Genomic DNA, 14,352 nt, shown 5'->3' on the forward strand with positions numbered 1-14,352 from the left:
TGATGGCAAGCTTTACGAACTCCTTAACAAAAGAATAAAGGACCGAAACCGGCCCTTTAAACTCTCCTTCTATTAATATGCCCCTTCTGAATACGTCAGCTCATAGCTGTGTGTATAAATTTCAAAGATATTTCCGAATGGATCTTCCACATAAACCATTTTAAATGGCTTCTCATTAGGGTAATACTCTCTGATCGGCATCCGCTGTTTGCCGCCATGTTCAATAATTTTTTTAACCATGCCTTCGATATCAGGATCCTGGATGCAGAAATGAAAGATTCCTGTTTTCCAGTACTCGAAGTTATTCTCCGGTTTCTCGTTATGAGGAAACTCAAACAGTTCAATGCCAATTTTGTCACCAGTCGAAAGATGGGCAATTCTGAATGTGTCCCACTCGTCTCCAAACACATCGCGGCACATTTGGCCAATGGCTGAATCATCGTTTTCTACTTTTGAGGGCTCCATTAAGACATACCAGCCAAACACATCTGTATAAAATTTAACTGCCTTGTCCAGGTCCGGAACGGAAAGGCCTATATGAGAAAATGATCTAGGATAGGTTAACATTGATAAAACTCCTCCTCGGCTGTAGTATTTATTCACCAGCACATTTATTGTATCGAATGAGTTTCTATGATGTAAGTATGCACTTTTATGTCAGATACTATCATAGAGGTAAGAAAGGAATGAATGTTTCGGTGACAACACCTGTAAATAAGGAAGGAAAGCTCAAGTGCTCCATTGAATATACATTAAGCAAGATTGGAGGAAAATGGAAAACTGTTATCCTGTGGCATTTAGGAAAAGATGGCACGCTGCGTTACAATGAGCTCCGCAGATTACTGACCGGTGTCTCTCACAAAGTGATGAGCAGGCAATTAAAAGAGCTTGAAGATGATGGATTTATCGAGCGGAAGCAATATAACACGATGCCTCCAAAAGTGGAATATTCGATGAGCAAAAAAGGAAAAACGCTAATGCCAGTCCTTGAGCAAATGCATTTGTGGGGAACTGCGCAATGGGACGAATCTGAAAAATCCGGGGAGGAATAATTATGGTATGGCTGATCGGTTTATTGGGTGGAATATTAGGTTTAGCATTTCTAATTGATGTAAGAAGAAAGAATACGTCCAACAGAAAAACTGTCAGTCACCGTCCGGGAGAAGACAAGAATGTAATCATGGGAGATAACCGTTATTCGAGCGGCGGGGAATAATGCATTTTCGAAAAGCGCGCCAATTAAAATTGGAAACCCCTTGAATTAATTCCAAAACCCCTCCAATTAATTTTGAAACCCCATGAATTAATTTCAAAACCCCTCCAATTAAATTGGAAACCCTGTGAATTAATTTCATAACGCCGTCAAACAAATGGAGAACCTGTCACACTCAGGTTCTCCGTTCATTTTCGGCTCACTTTCTGTCTTACAAGATTCTTTCTGAATCTTTCCAAGCAATCCGCTGCATCACGATCAGTAGATATGACTAATAGTTTGTTTCTGTATTTTGCGTAAGATTGATAGAAATTAGGTTTCCCCTTTTCTTCAAAATAACGGTTCCATTTAAACATGTTTACAAATATTTTCACCGTTGGCTTATAGTTTGATTTTTCTACTCGAAGTTTTTGCAGGAAAAACCTTTTCATAATCCGGTAATTTCTCACAGAATATCGCGGATCTAAGAAAATGATCAAAACCGCTTGATGAAAACTGGCAGAAACCCATTTTTCGCTATGAACCCCTTCAATAATCCAAGTACCAGAGGCGATAATCGATTTTAAATAATGATCTCTTTCTGCATCTGTCCTTTTAACATCACCTGATTGATCCCTCTTCCAGACGACGTTATCTAATTCATAATAAGGAATATTCAATATAGAGGATAACTCTCTTGCCAGCGTTGTTTTTCCGCTGCCGACGGAGCCGATTATCCGTATTTTATTTGGAGTTTTTGAATTCAACTGTTCAATCACCTCGGGTCAAAATTTATTCGCTTTTTGTATGGAGAATTCCTTCTGATTATTAACATAACTGTCTCCAAGCATATAAATGAACATGTTCCTCAGACATGGCAATTGTCATCCAATTGGATTAATGTTTACGAAAAGCGGAACTGCCCAATCAGTAGTTTTCATGAATATGACATATATCAGAGCACCTTTTAATACCTTTTATTATCGTAAATTATAATTGAAGCGAAATCAGGGGGAGGAAAATATGGCAATAAGACCTCCGTTGCTGCAAAGAGGGGATACGATTGGGCTGGTGACGCCCGGCAGCCCTCTTGATACAAAACTTATTAATGACAGAGTCCAGTATTTGAAAGATTTGGGCTACAATGTTGTTTTCGGCAAACATGTTTATTCCTATGAGGGCATCACAGCTGCACCTGCTGAGGAAAGAGCCGCAGATGTCATGGATATGTTCAAAAATCCGAGTGTCAAAATGATCCTATCCACACGGGGAGGGACGGGGGTTCAGACCATTCTTCCTTTCCTGGATTTTGATGTTATAAAACAAAACCCTAAAATTATATCTGGATATAGTGACATAACCGTATTATTAAATAGTTTGTATCTATCTAGTGATTTAATTACGTTCCATAGCCTAATGCTGATCGATTTTAGAATAGAGACACCCGTTTATAATTTCAATCAATTCTTTGAAGCAGTTTCCACATTGAATTCTCCAAGAATGATAGAGAACCCGCCAGATATTCTCCTGAAGAGTTTAGTGCCAGGAAATGTAACAGGTCCAATAGTGGGTGGAAATATGACTTCTTTAGTCAATACCCTTGGTACTCCTTTTGAAATTAATACACAAGGCAAAATCCTTTTTTTAGAAGACACCCATGCACCTACTACAATGATTTTTCGCTATCTTACTCAGTTAATGATGTCAGGGAAATTTCAGGATTGTCTTGGCATTATTATGGGAGAATGTACGAAGTGCCTTGTATCTTATGATACTGATTATGAAGATTTAATAAATTCTCTGTTAGTCCCAATTGGAAAACCGCTGATCATCAACCTTGCAACAGGGCATGGGTTTTATAAAGCTGCTATTCCAATAGGTGCTAATGTTAATCTTAATTCCACAGATAATACACTGACTGTGCTTGAACCAAGCGTTTCTTAGTGATAGATGGATTTTGTTCAGTGAGGATGATTACTCCTAAATACAAGGTGGGGCAGATAAATGAGAACAACTTACAGAAGATGGTCTGCATATCCTTACCAGGGAGAGCAAACCCCTCCTAAAGGTTATCCGGCACCAGCAACTTATCCCATGTTTTTTATTAATAGGCAAAGCACCAACGAATTCCTGGATCCCTTTCAGCAGCGTATTACCTGGCAAATTAAAAATCCTATGGAGGTAGATTGGGGAAAAGAACTTTTAATTGTTGAACAAACATTATCTTCCCTGACGTCTCAGCAAATACACATCGCGAATTACTGGGGAACGGTCGAAGCAACACAGAATATGACTCCCATGATTTTCACTTTAGCCAAAAAATACGGACTGGGGTCACCGCATATTGCCAGAGTACTCGCCTATTTTCAGGCTTCTGTTAATGATGCTTTTGTTATGTCCTGGTATTTTAAATATGCCTGGGATGTGGCACGTCCAAATCAATATGGCAGAAACATGTCTGCTGTCCTGACTACCCCGCGCTTTCCAGCCTACCCATCTGCACACGCCGCTGTTGCAGGATGTGCAGAATCGGTATTAAGTTATTTCTTTCCGGGAGAAGCATCAGGAATAAAAAACATCATGGAAGAATGCGCTTTATCACGTTTGTATGCCGGCGTACATTTTAAGGCAGATAATGATGAAGGGCTGAGATTAGGCAGGCAAATCGGCGGTATCGTATTAAAAGTAATGAAGTCACAAAATCTCAGTGAATTTCGCTAGGATTGAAACGTATTCATTTCATATGGAAGGCAAGTCTATAGATTTATATAAATCACAGAACAATAGCAACTCTTTTTAGATGTTGCTTTTGTTGTTAATCGTTTTATAATAACCTCCTCCTTATATTTAAAAACTACCTATATCCATCTGCATTGGCAGGTTTACCTGCCTCTTGAACTTCAATTAAATATCTCCAGCAGTCCGGCTGAGAACCATCAATGTCATAAAAGTTGTATTTTTTAGCGAGCTCTCCGCTAGAAAATGATTTCCCGCTCATTTGGAAATTGTCAGGATCATTTGCAAGGGCCGTTATTGCTCTTCCTGTAAAACGCGGAGATTCAGAAATCACAAAATGGGGTTCTTTTTCACATGCATCATGCCAATTTTCTTCCTTCACACCAAACTCTTCAAGCATGATTTCTGAGCGCATCCATCCAGGTGTTACAGATACAGCTGTGCATTCATATGGAGCGAGTTCATGTGCAAGTGATTTAGCAATTCGAATGATTGAACTCTTTGCTAAGTCATAAAAGAGCGATAATCTATAATGATTGTGATTGTATTCCTCTATTCCGTCCGTCATTTCTACCACTAGCCCTCCTTTGGTTTTAATCATTAAAGGAAGTGCAAAGTGACTTGTCATGATATGAGTATCAATAGCAAGACGAAGCAGTCTAAAACCTTTATCCAGCGATTGCTGCCATACTGGACTGTTCCATTCTGTTAAATACTCTCCTCCCCAAATATCATTGACCAATATATCCAATCTCCCCTGTTCCAGCTCTATCCTTTTTATCAATGACTCCACTTGTTCTTGAACAAGATGGTCAACTTGAACCGGAATACCCGTCCCGCCTAAGCTATTCACTAATTCTGCAGTTTCTTCAATCGTTTCGGGACGCCCGTACTCAGAGATTTGATTTCTTGTAGTTCGGCCGGTAATATAGACAATTGCTCCCGCAGCCCCTAATTCCATAGCAATGCCCCTTCCCGCTCCCCTTGTTCCTCCAGCATCCAATGCAACTTTTCCTTTTAAGGGTTTCATTAATATGAGCCTCCTTTTATGTAATATCTTTAAGTATAATGAATAATCACGATATTTTTTGTCATAGTTTTTTAAGACTTCGTACCTTTTCTATTAACACAAGAAAAGCTCCAGTTATTAAACTGGAGCTCCCGTTTCTGCTTGTATTACCGCTAATAATGTTTAAAGAGAAAACTCTTCCCCAAAACCAGCTTCAATCGCTTTTTTATAAACTTGAACAGCTACCATTGTATCCAGATAGCCAATGCCGACGGACTTATAAAATGTAATCTCTTCCTCGCTCGTCCGTGCAGCTTTTTCTGAACAAATGATTTCTCCTATTTCCCCATAGATAGCTGAAGGATTCCAGATCCCTCACCCATTGGTACGAGGAAATCACCGGCTTCATGAAGGGCTCCTTCAATGGTATCGACAACGATTTTGCTGCTTTTATTGAGCGTTTGAACATCTACTTCCTGCATGTGCGGCTGATAGGAGCCAATCGCATTAATGTGAGTTCCCGGTTTTAGGAGATTACCATCAAACAGCGGGGTTTCAGATTTACTGCTGCAAATGATGATATCCGCTTTTTCTGCAGCCTTATTTGCATCCTTTTGAAAAATGATGGTTCCATTCCAATCAGGATAAAGCGCACGAAGTTTTTCACCTAATTGTTCTGCTTTTTCGATTGTGCGATTATATAAGATGATCTCGTCCAGACTTCTAACAGCCATCATCGCCTGTATTTGTCCCAGCGCTTGCGCACCGCATCCCAGAACTGCACAGATCTTGGAGTTTTTACGTGCTAAATACTTTGTGGCCACTCCGCTTGATGCTCCTGTCCTGAGTACTGTCAAATAACTCGCATCCATCATCGCAACATGTTCTCCATTTTTCGCATCTGTTAATAAAATGATGCTTTGAAGCACTTTTCTTCCTTCTTCGGCATTATTCGGGAAAATACTGACGATCTTAACGGCGGTGTAATCCTCTGCCTCAATATAAGATGGCATATATAGCGTTTCTGCCGACATCTTCTTATGCGGGAGAGACATTCTGATTGGAGCAATTGTTTTACCTTCCCTGCCATAACGGAAAGCTTTTTCTACATCATCTATACAATCTCCCATGGAGTACAGCTCTTTGATCTTCTGTTCATTTAATAACAGCAATTTTTCCACTCCCTGGTCTGTTTGTTTTCTTACATGGCCTTGCTTTGAGGCTTGCCATCTGTATCAATTGGTCTAGTTTCCTTAGTAAATGAAACCGCAATTAATGAGATGATGGCCGCACCAATGATATAAAGGGCAACGGGAACAAATGAATTATTATAGGCACTCAGCAATGCAGTTGCTATAAGAGGAGCAGTTCCTCCGGCAATTGCGGCACCGAGCTGATAACCAACTGTTACACCTGTATACCGGACGCTTGTTGAAAAAATTTCAGAGAACATCGTTCCTAATACCGCAGTGATTGGTGCCCAAATAATTCCAAGCCCAATAACAGTTGCGACAGTTAACCAAAGGACAGAATCTAAAGAGAGTAAGTAAAAGTACGGAAATGCAAAAAGGATCATAGCGATTGTTCCGCCTATATAGAGCGGCTTACGGCCAACCTTATCTGATAATTTACCCATAAACGGGATCATAATTGTTGTCACTAAAGTTGCGATTGTTACTGCATTCAATGTCGAGCTTCTTTCAAAACCCAGCGTACCCGTAGCATAAGAAATAATAAATGTTCCAAAAATATAGAATGGAGCTGTTTCAACTACTTTTGCCCCTACTGCGACAAGAACTTCTTTCCAATGATATTTGAACGTGTCTATAAGAGGCACTTTAGATATGGTGCCAGATTCTTTTGCTTCCTTGAACGCCGGAGTTTCGTCGATTCCGTTGCGGATCCATAATCCGATAAAGACCAACAGAGCACTTAGAATAAACGGCACCCTCCATCCCCAGGCTTCAAATTGTGCATTAGGCAACAGGGTCATGAGCGATATCGATAAGGTTCCAAGCAGCAGTCCGATAGTTACACCCATTTGCGGAATACTTCCAAAAAATCCGCGTTTTTTAGGCGGAGCATATTCTGTTGCCAATAATAGTGCTCCTCCCCATTCACCGCCAATTCCCAGACCCTGGACTAAGCGCAAAACGATTAAGAGAATCGGAGCCCAAATACCGATCATTTCATATGTAGGCAGCAATCCAATCAGTACAGTAGCGCCTCCCATTAGCGATAGCGTCATGACAAGCGTTTTTTTCCGTCCGATTTTATCGCCAATATGGCTGAAAATGATTCCGCCTAACGGACGAATGAAAAATGGAAGAGCGAAAGAGGTATAAGCAAGCATTAAACCGACCACTGGATCCTCTGACGGAAAATAAAGTTTACTGAAAATAAGTGCGGCAATTGTTCCATATAAAAAATAATCATACCATTCAATCGAACTTCCTATTAAACTGGCTATCAATGCTTTTGTAGCTATCTTGTTTTCCCCTTTATTTTGAGCCATATTGACACCTCTCCGTTTTTTATTAGTTCCCCTTTAAAACAATTCTTTTACTCTTGATTCTACAATATCAATCATTTGGTTTAATGCTGCTCTGGCAAGGTCTGGCTGCCTATTCTTCACATAATAAAAGATATCTTCATGAAATTGATAGGTATCTGCAAAAATGGTATCCGAGTTCTTATTTTTTTTCCAAAACTCATTAAACGATTCATATACAGTGTCAATCATCTTGTATAAGACAGGATTGTGGGAAGCTTCATAAAGAGTTTGGTGAAAATCAAAATCTGCCTGAACAGATTCTTCGTTTAAGGTTTTGACATTTTTAAAGATTCTAAGATTTTTCTCCATCCTGATCAGCTGTTCCTCTGTTGCTCTGCTTGCGGCAAGTTCTATTGCCTGCCCTTCAAGCCCCCTCCTGACTTCACATAACTGAAGCAAAAAAGTCAGCTCACTTTCAATAAAAATACGGGTTTGCAGCTGATGAGCATTTGCATCCTTTACAAGGATTCCTTTTCCATTCACAATTTCAACGAACTGGTGAGCCTCAAGCTGCCGAAGCGCCTCTCTTATGCTCGTCCGGCTAACGCCAAATTTCACTGCAAGATCTGCCATAGAGGGCAGTTTATCTCCCTTTTGTAATTCGCTGCTTTGAATCAAACGTTTAATTTCTTCTGCTGCTAATTCATGAACCAATTGTTTCTTAACTAGAGGCATCTTCCTCCTCCCTTTCATATGCTGTATACCTATCATATAGGTTATTATATTTTAAATTTTCAAAATAGTAAATGTATTTTTATACCGAGTTTTGATCATAAAATTCATTTCGAATACTGTCAGGGGAACATGAAATTTTCAATTATGAATAAAAAAAATAAAGCCGCCATTTCGGCAGCTGTTATCATAAGTACAGCGAATCACCCGCTGCTGTTTTTTAATTTTGCGTTAAAAACCTCATCCTGCCATTTCTGATAACCATAAAGAAGAATTGAAAAAAAGACAAATAAGATAAAACGTTCCCATGGAGTTATATTAACCAGCTCATAGATTCCTAATACTTCTTGAAACAAATAATGGACAGGAAAAACAGCAAACATAAAATCTATGACGATGTTAACAGCAAAATACACCCAAAACTTTCCGTATGTAAAATAAAAAACCCATATAGTGATAACTGGAAATGCTCCAAATACACCAGAAACAAATAAAGGTTCCAGCCAAGGTATTAGGGGATCATTAAGTACCCAATGGTTTTGATTATTCGCTATTACGTTATAGATAATCATTAAATAAGAGGCAAAAATGGCTGCGGGCATAAATCGTTTTATCTTTTCCTTCTTAATTAAAAATAAAGTAAACCACGGAGCGATAAGTACAGTCCATAATATGAATTTATTTATCAAAGTTTTCACCCCCTGTTTTACTGCCTATTCTTAATATTATTTTCTCGTTCCCATCAATTATTATTCTTCTCTATCACGATACTTCCATTTTTGAAGAATAGAAAAACGTCCCCTCATTTTGAAGGAACGCAAACTTACTTACTCACACTATATACTTCTTTATTTAAATTCTTCATACACATCGCTTTTCACAAGAAAACAGCAAAAACGATGGAATTCTCATTCTTCTTTTATATTCCTCTGGGTCATTAAAGTTTTCAGCTTGCGGTTTGCCCTCTTTTAACCCAGAAATCAAGAAACCTGCATTCTTCAGAGCTGTAAAATATTCTTCAGTGGTCCGGTGATACTTTACTACTTTTTCGCCAATCCATGGTTCTATCCGCTTTCCTGAGTGAAAATAATCATCGACAATCCAATCAGATTTCCTGACGGATTCAGTCATGCTCTTAAAGGAAGCTGTGAGCAACGGATGCTGGACGCTAAATACAAATTTGCCGCCAGGTTTCAAAGTTTGATAAACCTTTTTAGCGATTCCAGCAAAGTCTTCAATGTAATGGAGGGACACTTGTGAAACGACAAGGTCAAATTCAGCTTGCGGAAAACCGTATTCTTCTATTGTGGACTGGATAACCCGCCCCTTTGTACCTTTTAGAGTTTCAGCCGCTTTATGGCACATGTTTGCTGATCCATCTATTCCTATATAAGAACTGACATTCAAGTTCAGCAAATCCATTCCAAGAGATGCATCTCCGCAGCCTAAATCTAATATATGTGTCCCGCTTATTTCTCCAATTAATTCAAACAAGGACGGTTCTTCTATGCTCGTATTTGGACTTTCCGTTCTATGCCTTCTTTGCATATACCGATCAAAAAATTCTTGTTGATCATAAGCCGCAGAACCCTTGTATTCCATGTCTAGTTCCCGCCCTTCCTTTTCAGCAGTTCCAGTAAATCCTCAGGAACCAGACGAAGGTTTCCATCCTCAAACTCATTTAAAGACTTCCAAAAAAGCTTAAAAGCTGTCCCATTATCTTCAATGCCTTCAAACGATTCCAGTTCATAGAAAGACGGGTCCGTAAATTCTGCATGACAGACCTGGACGATTTCATGCCCCTTTTCTCCGTTATAAATAAAAATATTCTCAATGGTTCCTAGATAGGAAACATTAGAAATAGCTGCCTGGATTTCTTCTTCAACTTCCCTTGCAAGTGCAGCAGCGCTGCTTTCTCCAAATTCTATTCCCCCGCCGATTGGACGATAGTAATGATCCCCTTTGCTTTTGTCAAACCCTTCTGCCACTAAAATCCGGTTATCCTTTTGAAAAGGGCAAATAACTAAAGGGCGAATGATTCCCTTTCTCATTTTGTCTCCTCCAAACTTAATCTTTTTACGAACTGGACACGATCCTTATTTTCTCCGTCATACTTTGTCTTTACTTGAATACCATTGACTGTCTTGTCACCACTTAAAATTTCAAACCCCATCTTCAAGTGAAATCGGATGGATCCAGTGTTTACCGGAGAGGTGATGCAGCGGACAGTGTGGCAGCCATGCTTCATTACTATTTTAAAGAATTCATCATAAAGCTGTTGTCCCACCTTGTTTTTCCTATATTCCGGATGTACGCCGACAAAGTGAATATAAGCTTCACCTTTCTTTGATTGAGACAAAAAACCAATTAGGAAACCAATGATTTGGCCATTTTTCTCAATGATTAAACTAGTATCTTGAAAATGGTCAAAAAAGAGCTTTTATCACCTTGCTTTCCCCGCGAAAAAGGCGATTCTATTAAAAGAAACGCCACTTTATTATTCATTATGGAAGATCTAAGCCACTTTACTCCTTTATACCGCTATGCCAATGATACACCAAAATATCTTTTATTTGTGAATATTATCCAAAATCCATTTTCTCTTATCCACTAAATTTCATCTAATGATGCCATTCGCTTTTTTTCCATGATGAGAGCCTGTAGAATAGAGATGAAAGGACGTGAGAGCATGGCAGTCATTTTGCCTCATATTGAAGACGCCAACTTAACGAATTATATTCCTCCAACAGGAGAATACGAATTATTTGACGATGAAGGCGATTATGAAGAAAAAGTGAAAGAATGGGGCCTCAGAGTAAAAAAAGAGTACTGGTATAAAGACAGAACCCACCAGAGGCTTGTCACTATAAAAGGATACCAAACATTTGGAAACTCTAATTACACAATCATCATTGAATTCCAGGATGGCAATCTTTCTTGTATTCATCCTGCATATCTAAAAGAAATGCAGTCCTCAAATTTCGGAAAAGAGCTGAAGCCGGAGCCTGAAGCTGAAAAGTCGGAGCCAAAACCTGAAGTATCTACTAAACCAGCAGAGCCTGCATCAGAAATAAAAACTCCTGCTACACCTGCAAAAGAGAAAAAAGAAAAACCGGCCAAGCTTGCACTGCCAGATGACAAAGTTCATTTTACAGGGAAAGTGAAGCAATTTGCCCTGAGCTGGAATCACTTTAATGAAGAAAATGACGAAGTGGTTGTTCTCGTAGATGTACGGATTGATGGCGATGAGCCGCTTGAAATTGGACTTGCCTGGTGTTCACACAGCAAAACCTTGAAAAAGTTTGAACTGGCTCCAGGAGATGACCTTGATTTTAACGGTAAAATCGTAAAGAAAAGCCTTCCTAAAGGAAAAGATGTTGAAGACGAGGCATTACTTTTAGAGATTTCTGTGCCTTATAAAATCAACAATCCTTCTAAAATTGTGAAAAAGTAGAAGCACACCATTTTCCGGTGTGCTTTTTAGCTGTTTTTCAGTTTTTATTCGCAACTTCTGATTCTGCAAAAGATAACCCTTTTTCATCCAATGCTTCCCTCAGCTGCCCAATAGCTCTCGGACCCATGCCATGCAGCTGCAAGAGTTCAGCTTCGCTTTTCGCCGCAACCTGTTCCAGCCTCATATATCCGGCACCTTCAAGCGCCCGGCGTGCAGGCTTGGCTAATTTCAATGGAAGATCACTTTCTTTCATTTAATAACCTCCTTCATTAATTCCCCTGTTCATTTAAAGGGTTTACTGATTATTCTTCAGCCAGTCTTTTTTCCCTTCCTGCCCTTTTATACACAGCGCGTTTTATAAATTTATTTACTGCCCTCAGCTTAAATAATTATCACGATTTAGAAAATAATAACGTTTAGAATAAGCTGCGAGGGGTATTTATGCTACATCAGAGTTTTCGCATTACATACAGCGCACTTACTACTTATAAGAGGTGAAACCCAGCAATGAAAAAGAAAAAGAAGATGAACAGAGGAATCATAACAGCTATAAGTGCAATTGCCATTGCACAGGGCCTTAAAGTATTTACATACAAGAGGCTATCCGGAAAATGGGATATAAAACAAGTAGTGACCACAGGAGGAATGCCAAGCTCACATTCAGCAGGCGTTGCTGCCCTTTCCTCTTATGTAGCAGCGAAAAATGGAACATCTTCCATTGAAACAGCGATTGCCGTAATCTTCGGAATCATCGTAATGTATGATGCTCAGGGAATTAGACGCCATACCGGTGAAATTGCCAAACTGATCAACGATATTGACGGCGAAATGGCGGTTATTTCAGAGCACCTTCCAGGTCTCGGTCATATCAAACGAACAGAAGAATTAAAAGAAGTTCTTGGCCATCAGCCTTTAGAAGTAGTTGGCGGAGCCGTTTTAGGGGTTTTACTTGGACTGGCAAGTGCTAAGCTTGAAGATGCTTAATCGAGAAGAAACACACCAATGGACATCGTGATTGGTGTGTTTTTTATTGAATTATATAGTAAGATCCAAGATTATTCGTCAGCATATGCGATGTTGTGATCTCTCATCTTCTGAGTAAACAAATGGTAGTTGGCTGTGAAGTGATCATTTTTTACAACCATAATTTGCTTTCCATCTTTAAACCTAATTTCAATATTGGATGGCTTACTTCTTTCTTTTGATAAATGAAAGACAACGTGGTCAATTTCTTCCCAAGTGTACTTTTGAATTTCAAAAGACATTAGGTTATGAAAAGCAATTCCTTCATCACTAAGTTCTTTATGGTGAAGGACACCAAATGTTAAGGGTGCGGTACTAAAAAATAAGATGAAAACACTGATGACAATGGACTTTTTATCAATATTTCTGAAGGCTAAAGTTAATGCAGCAATCCCCCACAATAAAAATCCCGCACCGTATAACAAATACGTTTCATTAGAAAATTGAAAAAACCAAGTAAGGTTAGAAGCAAAAAGGACATCTGCTACTATAAAAGGAACTAATATTGAAGCATAAGGGATGAGGATAATAATCAAAAAACCAATCACTCCAAAAACGTGTTTCTTTTCATAATTTTTATAGTTCAAACACATTGCCTCCTTTTCAATAGTACTTATACGAATGAAGTCAGAATTTAGTTTCGAAATATTTGGAAAGTTACATTAAAAATTAAGGCTGTTTTCGCATAGATTGTTGTTTTTGATTATAAAAGTTGTCCGTTCCTTTCCGCTGCAGGAACTTGCTTTCCGCGGGGAGCGTGGAAGCCTCCTCGGCGAGCCTGCGGGGTCTTCCATTTCGCTCTATTTTCCCGCAGGAGTCAAGTTCCTTCCACTACAATGCACTAATGGTTTTAAACATCTAGTCTAAAAGCAACAATATTTACGAAAAGAGCCAAAATTAAAAAGACGTTAACATTGTTATGCGATCCCTATCGTATATCGGTTTCAATAAAAAAAAGAGAGCCAAATCCATAACGATCGCTCTCATCAGAATTCAACTCTTTAATTTTCTTCTACACTTTTTATCACACCGCAAGCCTGCCTGTCACCGGCATCGCCCGTTTTCATCGTTTCTTCATCAGGGCCTGCTTTTCCTTCTGATTGATAACGGTCTGGAATATTTGCAGCATTATCTGGATTTGCATGTACAATAATCGCTTTTTCCTGTTCTAGTAACTGCTCCATGGTTACCCGGTCAAATGCGGCTGAAAATTCAGCTTTGCCATCTTCATTTACAAATAAGGAAGGCATATCTCCGGCATGTTCAGAGTGGCTGCTTTCATCAGGATTAAAGTGACCTTCGGCTGTTGTAAATGGACCTCCTTCTGCATCAGGTTCACATACACCCTTTTCATGAATGTGAAAACCGTGATAACCAGGTTCAAGCCCTTCCATTTTCGCTTCTATCATCATGTGATTTTCATGCTCTGTAAACGTAACCTTTCCGACATTTTTATTTTCCGTATCTTTTATCTCAGCCATTGCGCCTGATTTCAATTCTTCATTTGCCGTTTCAGCCGCTTCTTCCATATTTGTTTTTTCCGTATCGTCTGAAGTACCCTCTGAACATCCGATGGTCATCCCTACCGCAAAAAGCGGCAGCATCCATTTCAACAATGTTTTTGACATACTCTCACTCCTCCTTACTGTCTTTGTTCCACTTATTAGGAATGGTAAACTAGATAAGGCGAAGATGAGAGAATAGTCTGAATA

At 39.3% G+C, this 14,352-nt stretch carries 17 protein-coding genes and 2 pseudogenes; 6 read left to right on the forward strand and 13 right to left on the reverse strand.

Annotated features, from left to right (window positions below):
- Positions 1 to 72: 72 nt before the first annotated feature.
- Positions 73 to 567, reverse strand: a complete 495-nt coding sequence (locus AC3ISE_RS13015; RefSeq protein WP_489221316.1) for a lactoylglutathione lyase family protein — start codon at positions 565 to 567, stop codon at positions 73 to 75.
- Between the two features lie 119 nt (positions 568 to 686).
- On the opposite strand from AC3ISE_RS13015, the gene AC3ISE_RS13020 reads away from it, so the two are divergent.
- Positions 687 to 1,052, forward strand: coding sequence for a winged helix-turn-helix transcriptional regulator (locus AC3ISE_RS13020; protein WP_489221317.1), 366 nt, complete (start codon positions 687 to 689; stop codon positions 1,050 to 1,052).
- A 2-nt stretch (positions 1,053 to 1,054) separates the two neighbouring features.
- A complete protein-coding gene (locus AC3ISE_RS13025) occupies positions 1,055 to 1,216 on the forward strand; it encodes a hypothetical protein (protein WP_489221318.1) in 162 nt (53 codons plus the stop codon).
- A gap of 185 nt (positions 1,217 to 1,401) precedes the next feature.
- Here the strand turns inward: AC3ISE_RS13025 and AC3ISE_RS13030 are convergent, their stop codons facing one another.
- On the reverse strand, positions 1,402 to 1,959 hold the full coding sequence (locus AC3ISE_RS13030; RefSeq protein ID WP_489221319.1) for a P-loop NTPase family protein: 558 nt from the start codon (positions 1,957 to 1,959) through the stop codon (positions 1,402 to 1,404).
- A gap of 256 nt (positions 1,960 to 2,215) precedes the next feature.
- On the opposite strand from AC3ISE_RS13030, the gene AC3ISE_RS13035 reads away from it, so the two are divergent.
- Together AC3ISE_RS13035 and AC3ISE_RS13040 are read left to right on the forward strand one after the other, a co-directional pair.
- Positions 2,216 to 3,136 (forward strand): S66 peptidase family protein, encoded by a 921-nt coding sequence (locus AC3ISE_RS13035; RefSeq protein ID WP_489221320.1) that lies wholly within the window; start codon positions 2,216 to 2,218, stop codon positions 3,134 to 3,136.
- 60 nt (positions 3,137 to 3,196) lie between these two features.
- Positions 3,197 to 3,913 (forward strand): vanadium-dependent haloperoxidase, encoded by a 717-nt coding sequence (locus tag AC3ISE_RS13040; RefSeq protein WP_489221321.1) that lies wholly within the window; start codon positions 3,197 to 3,199, stop codon positions 3,911 to 3,913.
- Positions 3,914 to 4,046: 133 nt separating this feature from the next.
- Here the strand turns inward: AC3ISE_RS13040 and AC3ISE_RS13045 are convergent, their stop codons facing one another.
- From AC3ISE_RS13045 to AC3ISE_RS13080, 8 genes and pseudogenes are all read right to left on the reverse strand, one after another.
- Complete coding sequence (locus AC3ISE_RS13045) at positions 4,047 to 4,958, reverse strand: SDR family oxidoreductase (protein WP_489221322.1); 912 nt, start codon at positions 4,956 to 4,958, stop codon at positions 4,047 to 4,049.
- Positions 4,959 to 5,120: 162 nt separating this feature from the next.
- Positions 5,121 to 6,109, reverse strand: a pseudogene (locus AC3ISE_RS13050) (ornithine cyclodeaminase family protein).
- Positions 6,110 to 6,138: 29 nt separating this feature from the next.
- The gene (locus tag AC3ISE_RS13055) at positions 6,139 to 7,452 is read right to left on the reverse strand and encodes an MFS transporter (RefSeq protein ID WP_489221323.1); all 1,314 of its coding nucleotides are present in this window, start codon (positions 7,450 to 7,452) and stop codon (positions 6,139 to 6,141) included.
- 33 nt (positions 7,453 to 7,485) lie between these two features.
- Positions 7,486 to 8,166, reverse strand: a complete 681-nt coding sequence (locus tag AC3ISE_RS13060; protein WP_489221324.1) for a FadR/GntR family transcriptional regulator — start codon at positions 8,164 to 8,166, stop codon at positions 7,486 to 7,488.
- A gap of 200 nt (positions 8,167 to 8,366) precedes the next feature.
- Positions 8,367 to 8,852 carry a hypothetical protein gene (locus AC3ISE_RS13065; protein ID WP_489221325.1) on the reverse strand — a complete coding sequence of 162 codons (486 nt, stop codon included), beginning with the start codon at positions 8,850 to 8,852 and terminating at the stop codon, positions 8,367 to 8,369.
- Between the two features lie 172 nt (positions 8,853 to 9,024).
- Positions 9,025 to 9,765 carry a class I SAM-dependent DNA methyltransferase gene (locus AC3ISE_RS13070; protein ID WP_489221326.1) on the reverse strand — a complete coding sequence of 247 codons (741 nt, stop codon included), beginning with the start codon at positions 9,763 to 9,765 and terminating at the stop codon, positions 9,025 to 9,027.
- A gap of 2 nt (positions 9,766 to 9,767) precedes the next feature.
- The gene (locus AC3ISE_RS13075; protein WP_489221327.1) at positions 9,768 to 10,214 is read right to left on the reverse strand and encodes an NUDIX hydrolase; all 447 of its coding nucleotides are present in this window, start codon (positions 10,212 to 10,214) and stop codon (positions 9,768 to 9,770) included.
- Positions 10,211 to 10,603: pseudogene (locus AC3ISE_RS13080) on the reverse strand (GNAT family N-acetyltransferase); the annotation flags it as partial. The pseudogene AC3ISE_RS13080 and the gene AC3ISE_RS13075, both read right to left, overlap by 4 nt.
- Before the next feature lie 249 nt (positions 10,604 to 10,852).
- Here AC3ISE_RS13080 and AC3ISE_RS13085 point away from each other — a divergent pair.
- On the forward strand, positions 10,853 to 11,617 hold the full coding sequence (locus tag AC3ISE_RS13085) for a hypothetical protein (RefSeq protein ID WP_489221328.1): 765 nt from the start codon (positions 10,853 to 10,855) through the stop codon (positions 11,615 to 11,617).
- Between the two features lie 37 nt (positions 11,618 to 11,654).
- Here the strand turns inward: AC3ISE_RS13085 and AC3ISE_RS13090 are convergent, their stop codons facing one another.
- Positions 11,655 to 11,870: a helix-hairpin-helix domain-containing protein gene (locus AC3ISE_RS13090; RefSeq protein ID WP_489221329.1), complete on the reverse strand. Its 216-nt coding sequence runs from the start codon at positions 11,868 to 11,870 to the stop codon at positions 11,655 to 11,657.
- Between the two features lie 254 nt (positions 11,871 to 12,124).
- Here AC3ISE_RS13090 and AC3ISE_RS13095 point away from each other — a divergent pair, with 254 nt between their 5' ends.
- Complete coding sequence (locus tag AC3ISE_RS13095) at positions 12,125 to 12,601, forward strand: divergent PAP2 family protein (protein WP_224771123.1); 477 nt, start codon at positions 12,125 to 12,127, stop codon at positions 12,599 to 12,601.
- Positions 12,602 to 12,672: 71 nt separating this feature from the next.
- Here AC3ISE_RS13095 and AC3ISE_RS13100 read toward each other — a convergent pair whose 3' ends face one another.
- Positions 12,673 to 13,227 (reverse strand): hypothetical protein, encoded by a 555-nt coding sequence (locus tag AC3ISE_RS13100; protein WP_489221330.1) that lies wholly within the window; start codon positions 13,225 to 13,227, stop codon positions 12,673 to 12,675.
- Positions 13,228 to 13,641: 414 nt separating this feature from the next.
- On the reverse strand, positions 13,642 to 14,268 hold the full coding sequence (locus AC3ISE_RS13105) for a superoxide dismutase family protein (RefSeq protein ID WP_489221331.1): 627 nt from the start codon (positions 14,266 to 14,268) through the stop codon (positions 13,642 to 13,644).
- Positions 14,269 to 14,352: the final 84 nt, after the last annotated feature.

Source organism: Metabacillus sp. KH_069 (genome assembly GCF_057838075.1).

Excerpts from the sequence above, each read along its gene's own strand:
- AC3ISE_RS13035 (WP_489221320.1), top strand. The coding sequence starts at position 2,216 with ATGGCAATAAGACCTCCGTTGCTGCAAAGAGGGGATACGATTGGGCTG.
- AC3ISE_RS13105 (WP_489221331.1), bottom strand. The coding sequence starts at position 14,268 with ATGTCAAAAACATTGTTGAAATGGATGCTGCCGCTTTTTGCGGTAGGG.
- AC3ISE_RS13075 (WP_489221327.1), bottom strand. The coding sequence starts at position 10,214 with ATGAGAAAGGGAATCATTCGCCCTTTAGTTATTTGCCCTTTTCAAAAG.
- AC3ISE_RS13040 (WP_489221321.1), top strand. The coding sequence starts at position 3,197 with ATGAGAACAACTTACAGAAGATGGTCTGCATATCCTTACCAGGGAGAG.
- AC3ISE_RS13020 (WP_489221317.1), top strand. The coding sequence starts at position 687 with ATGAATGTTTCGGTGACAACACCTGTAAATAAGGAAGGAAAGCTCAAG.
- AC3ISE_RS13045 (WP_489221322.1), bottom strand. The coding sequence starts at position 4,958 with ATGAAACCCTTAAAAGGAAAAGTTGCATTGGATGCTGGAGGAACAAGG.
- AC3ISE_RS13070 (WP_489221326.1), bottom strand. The coding sequence starts at position 9,765 with ATGGAATACAAGGGTTCTGCGGCTTATGATCAACAAGAATTTTTTGAT.
- AC3ISE_RS13085 (WP_489221328.1), top strand. The coding sequence starts at position 10,853 with ATGGCAGTCATTTTGCCTCATATTGAAGACGCCAACTTAACGAATTAT.
- AC3ISE_RS13025 (WP_489221318.1), top strand. The coding sequence starts at position 1,055 with ATGGTATGGCTGATCGGTTTATTGGGTGGAATATTAGGTTTAGCATTT.
- AC3ISE_RS13095 (WP_224771123.1), top strand. The coding sequence starts at position 12,125 with ATGAAAAAGAAAAAGAAGATGAACAGAGGAATCATAACAGCTATAAGT.
- AC3ISE_RS13090 (WP_489221329.1), bottom strand. The coding sequence starts at position 11,870 with ATGAAAGAAAGTGATCTTCCATTGAAATTAGCCAAGCCTGCACGCCGG.
- AC3ISE_RS13060 (WP_489221324.1), bottom strand. The coding sequence starts at position 8,166 with ATGCCTCTAGTTAAGAAACAATTGGTTCATGAATTAGCAGCAGAAGAA.
- AC3ISE_RS13055 (WP_489221323.1), bottom strand. The coding sequence starts at position 7,452 with ATGGCTCAAAATAAAGGGGAAAACAAGATAGCTACAAAAGCATTGATA.
- AC3ISE_RS13015 (WP_489221316.1), bottom strand. The coding sequence starts at position 567 with ATGTTAACCTATCCTAGATCATTTTCTCATATAGGCCTTTCCGTTCCG.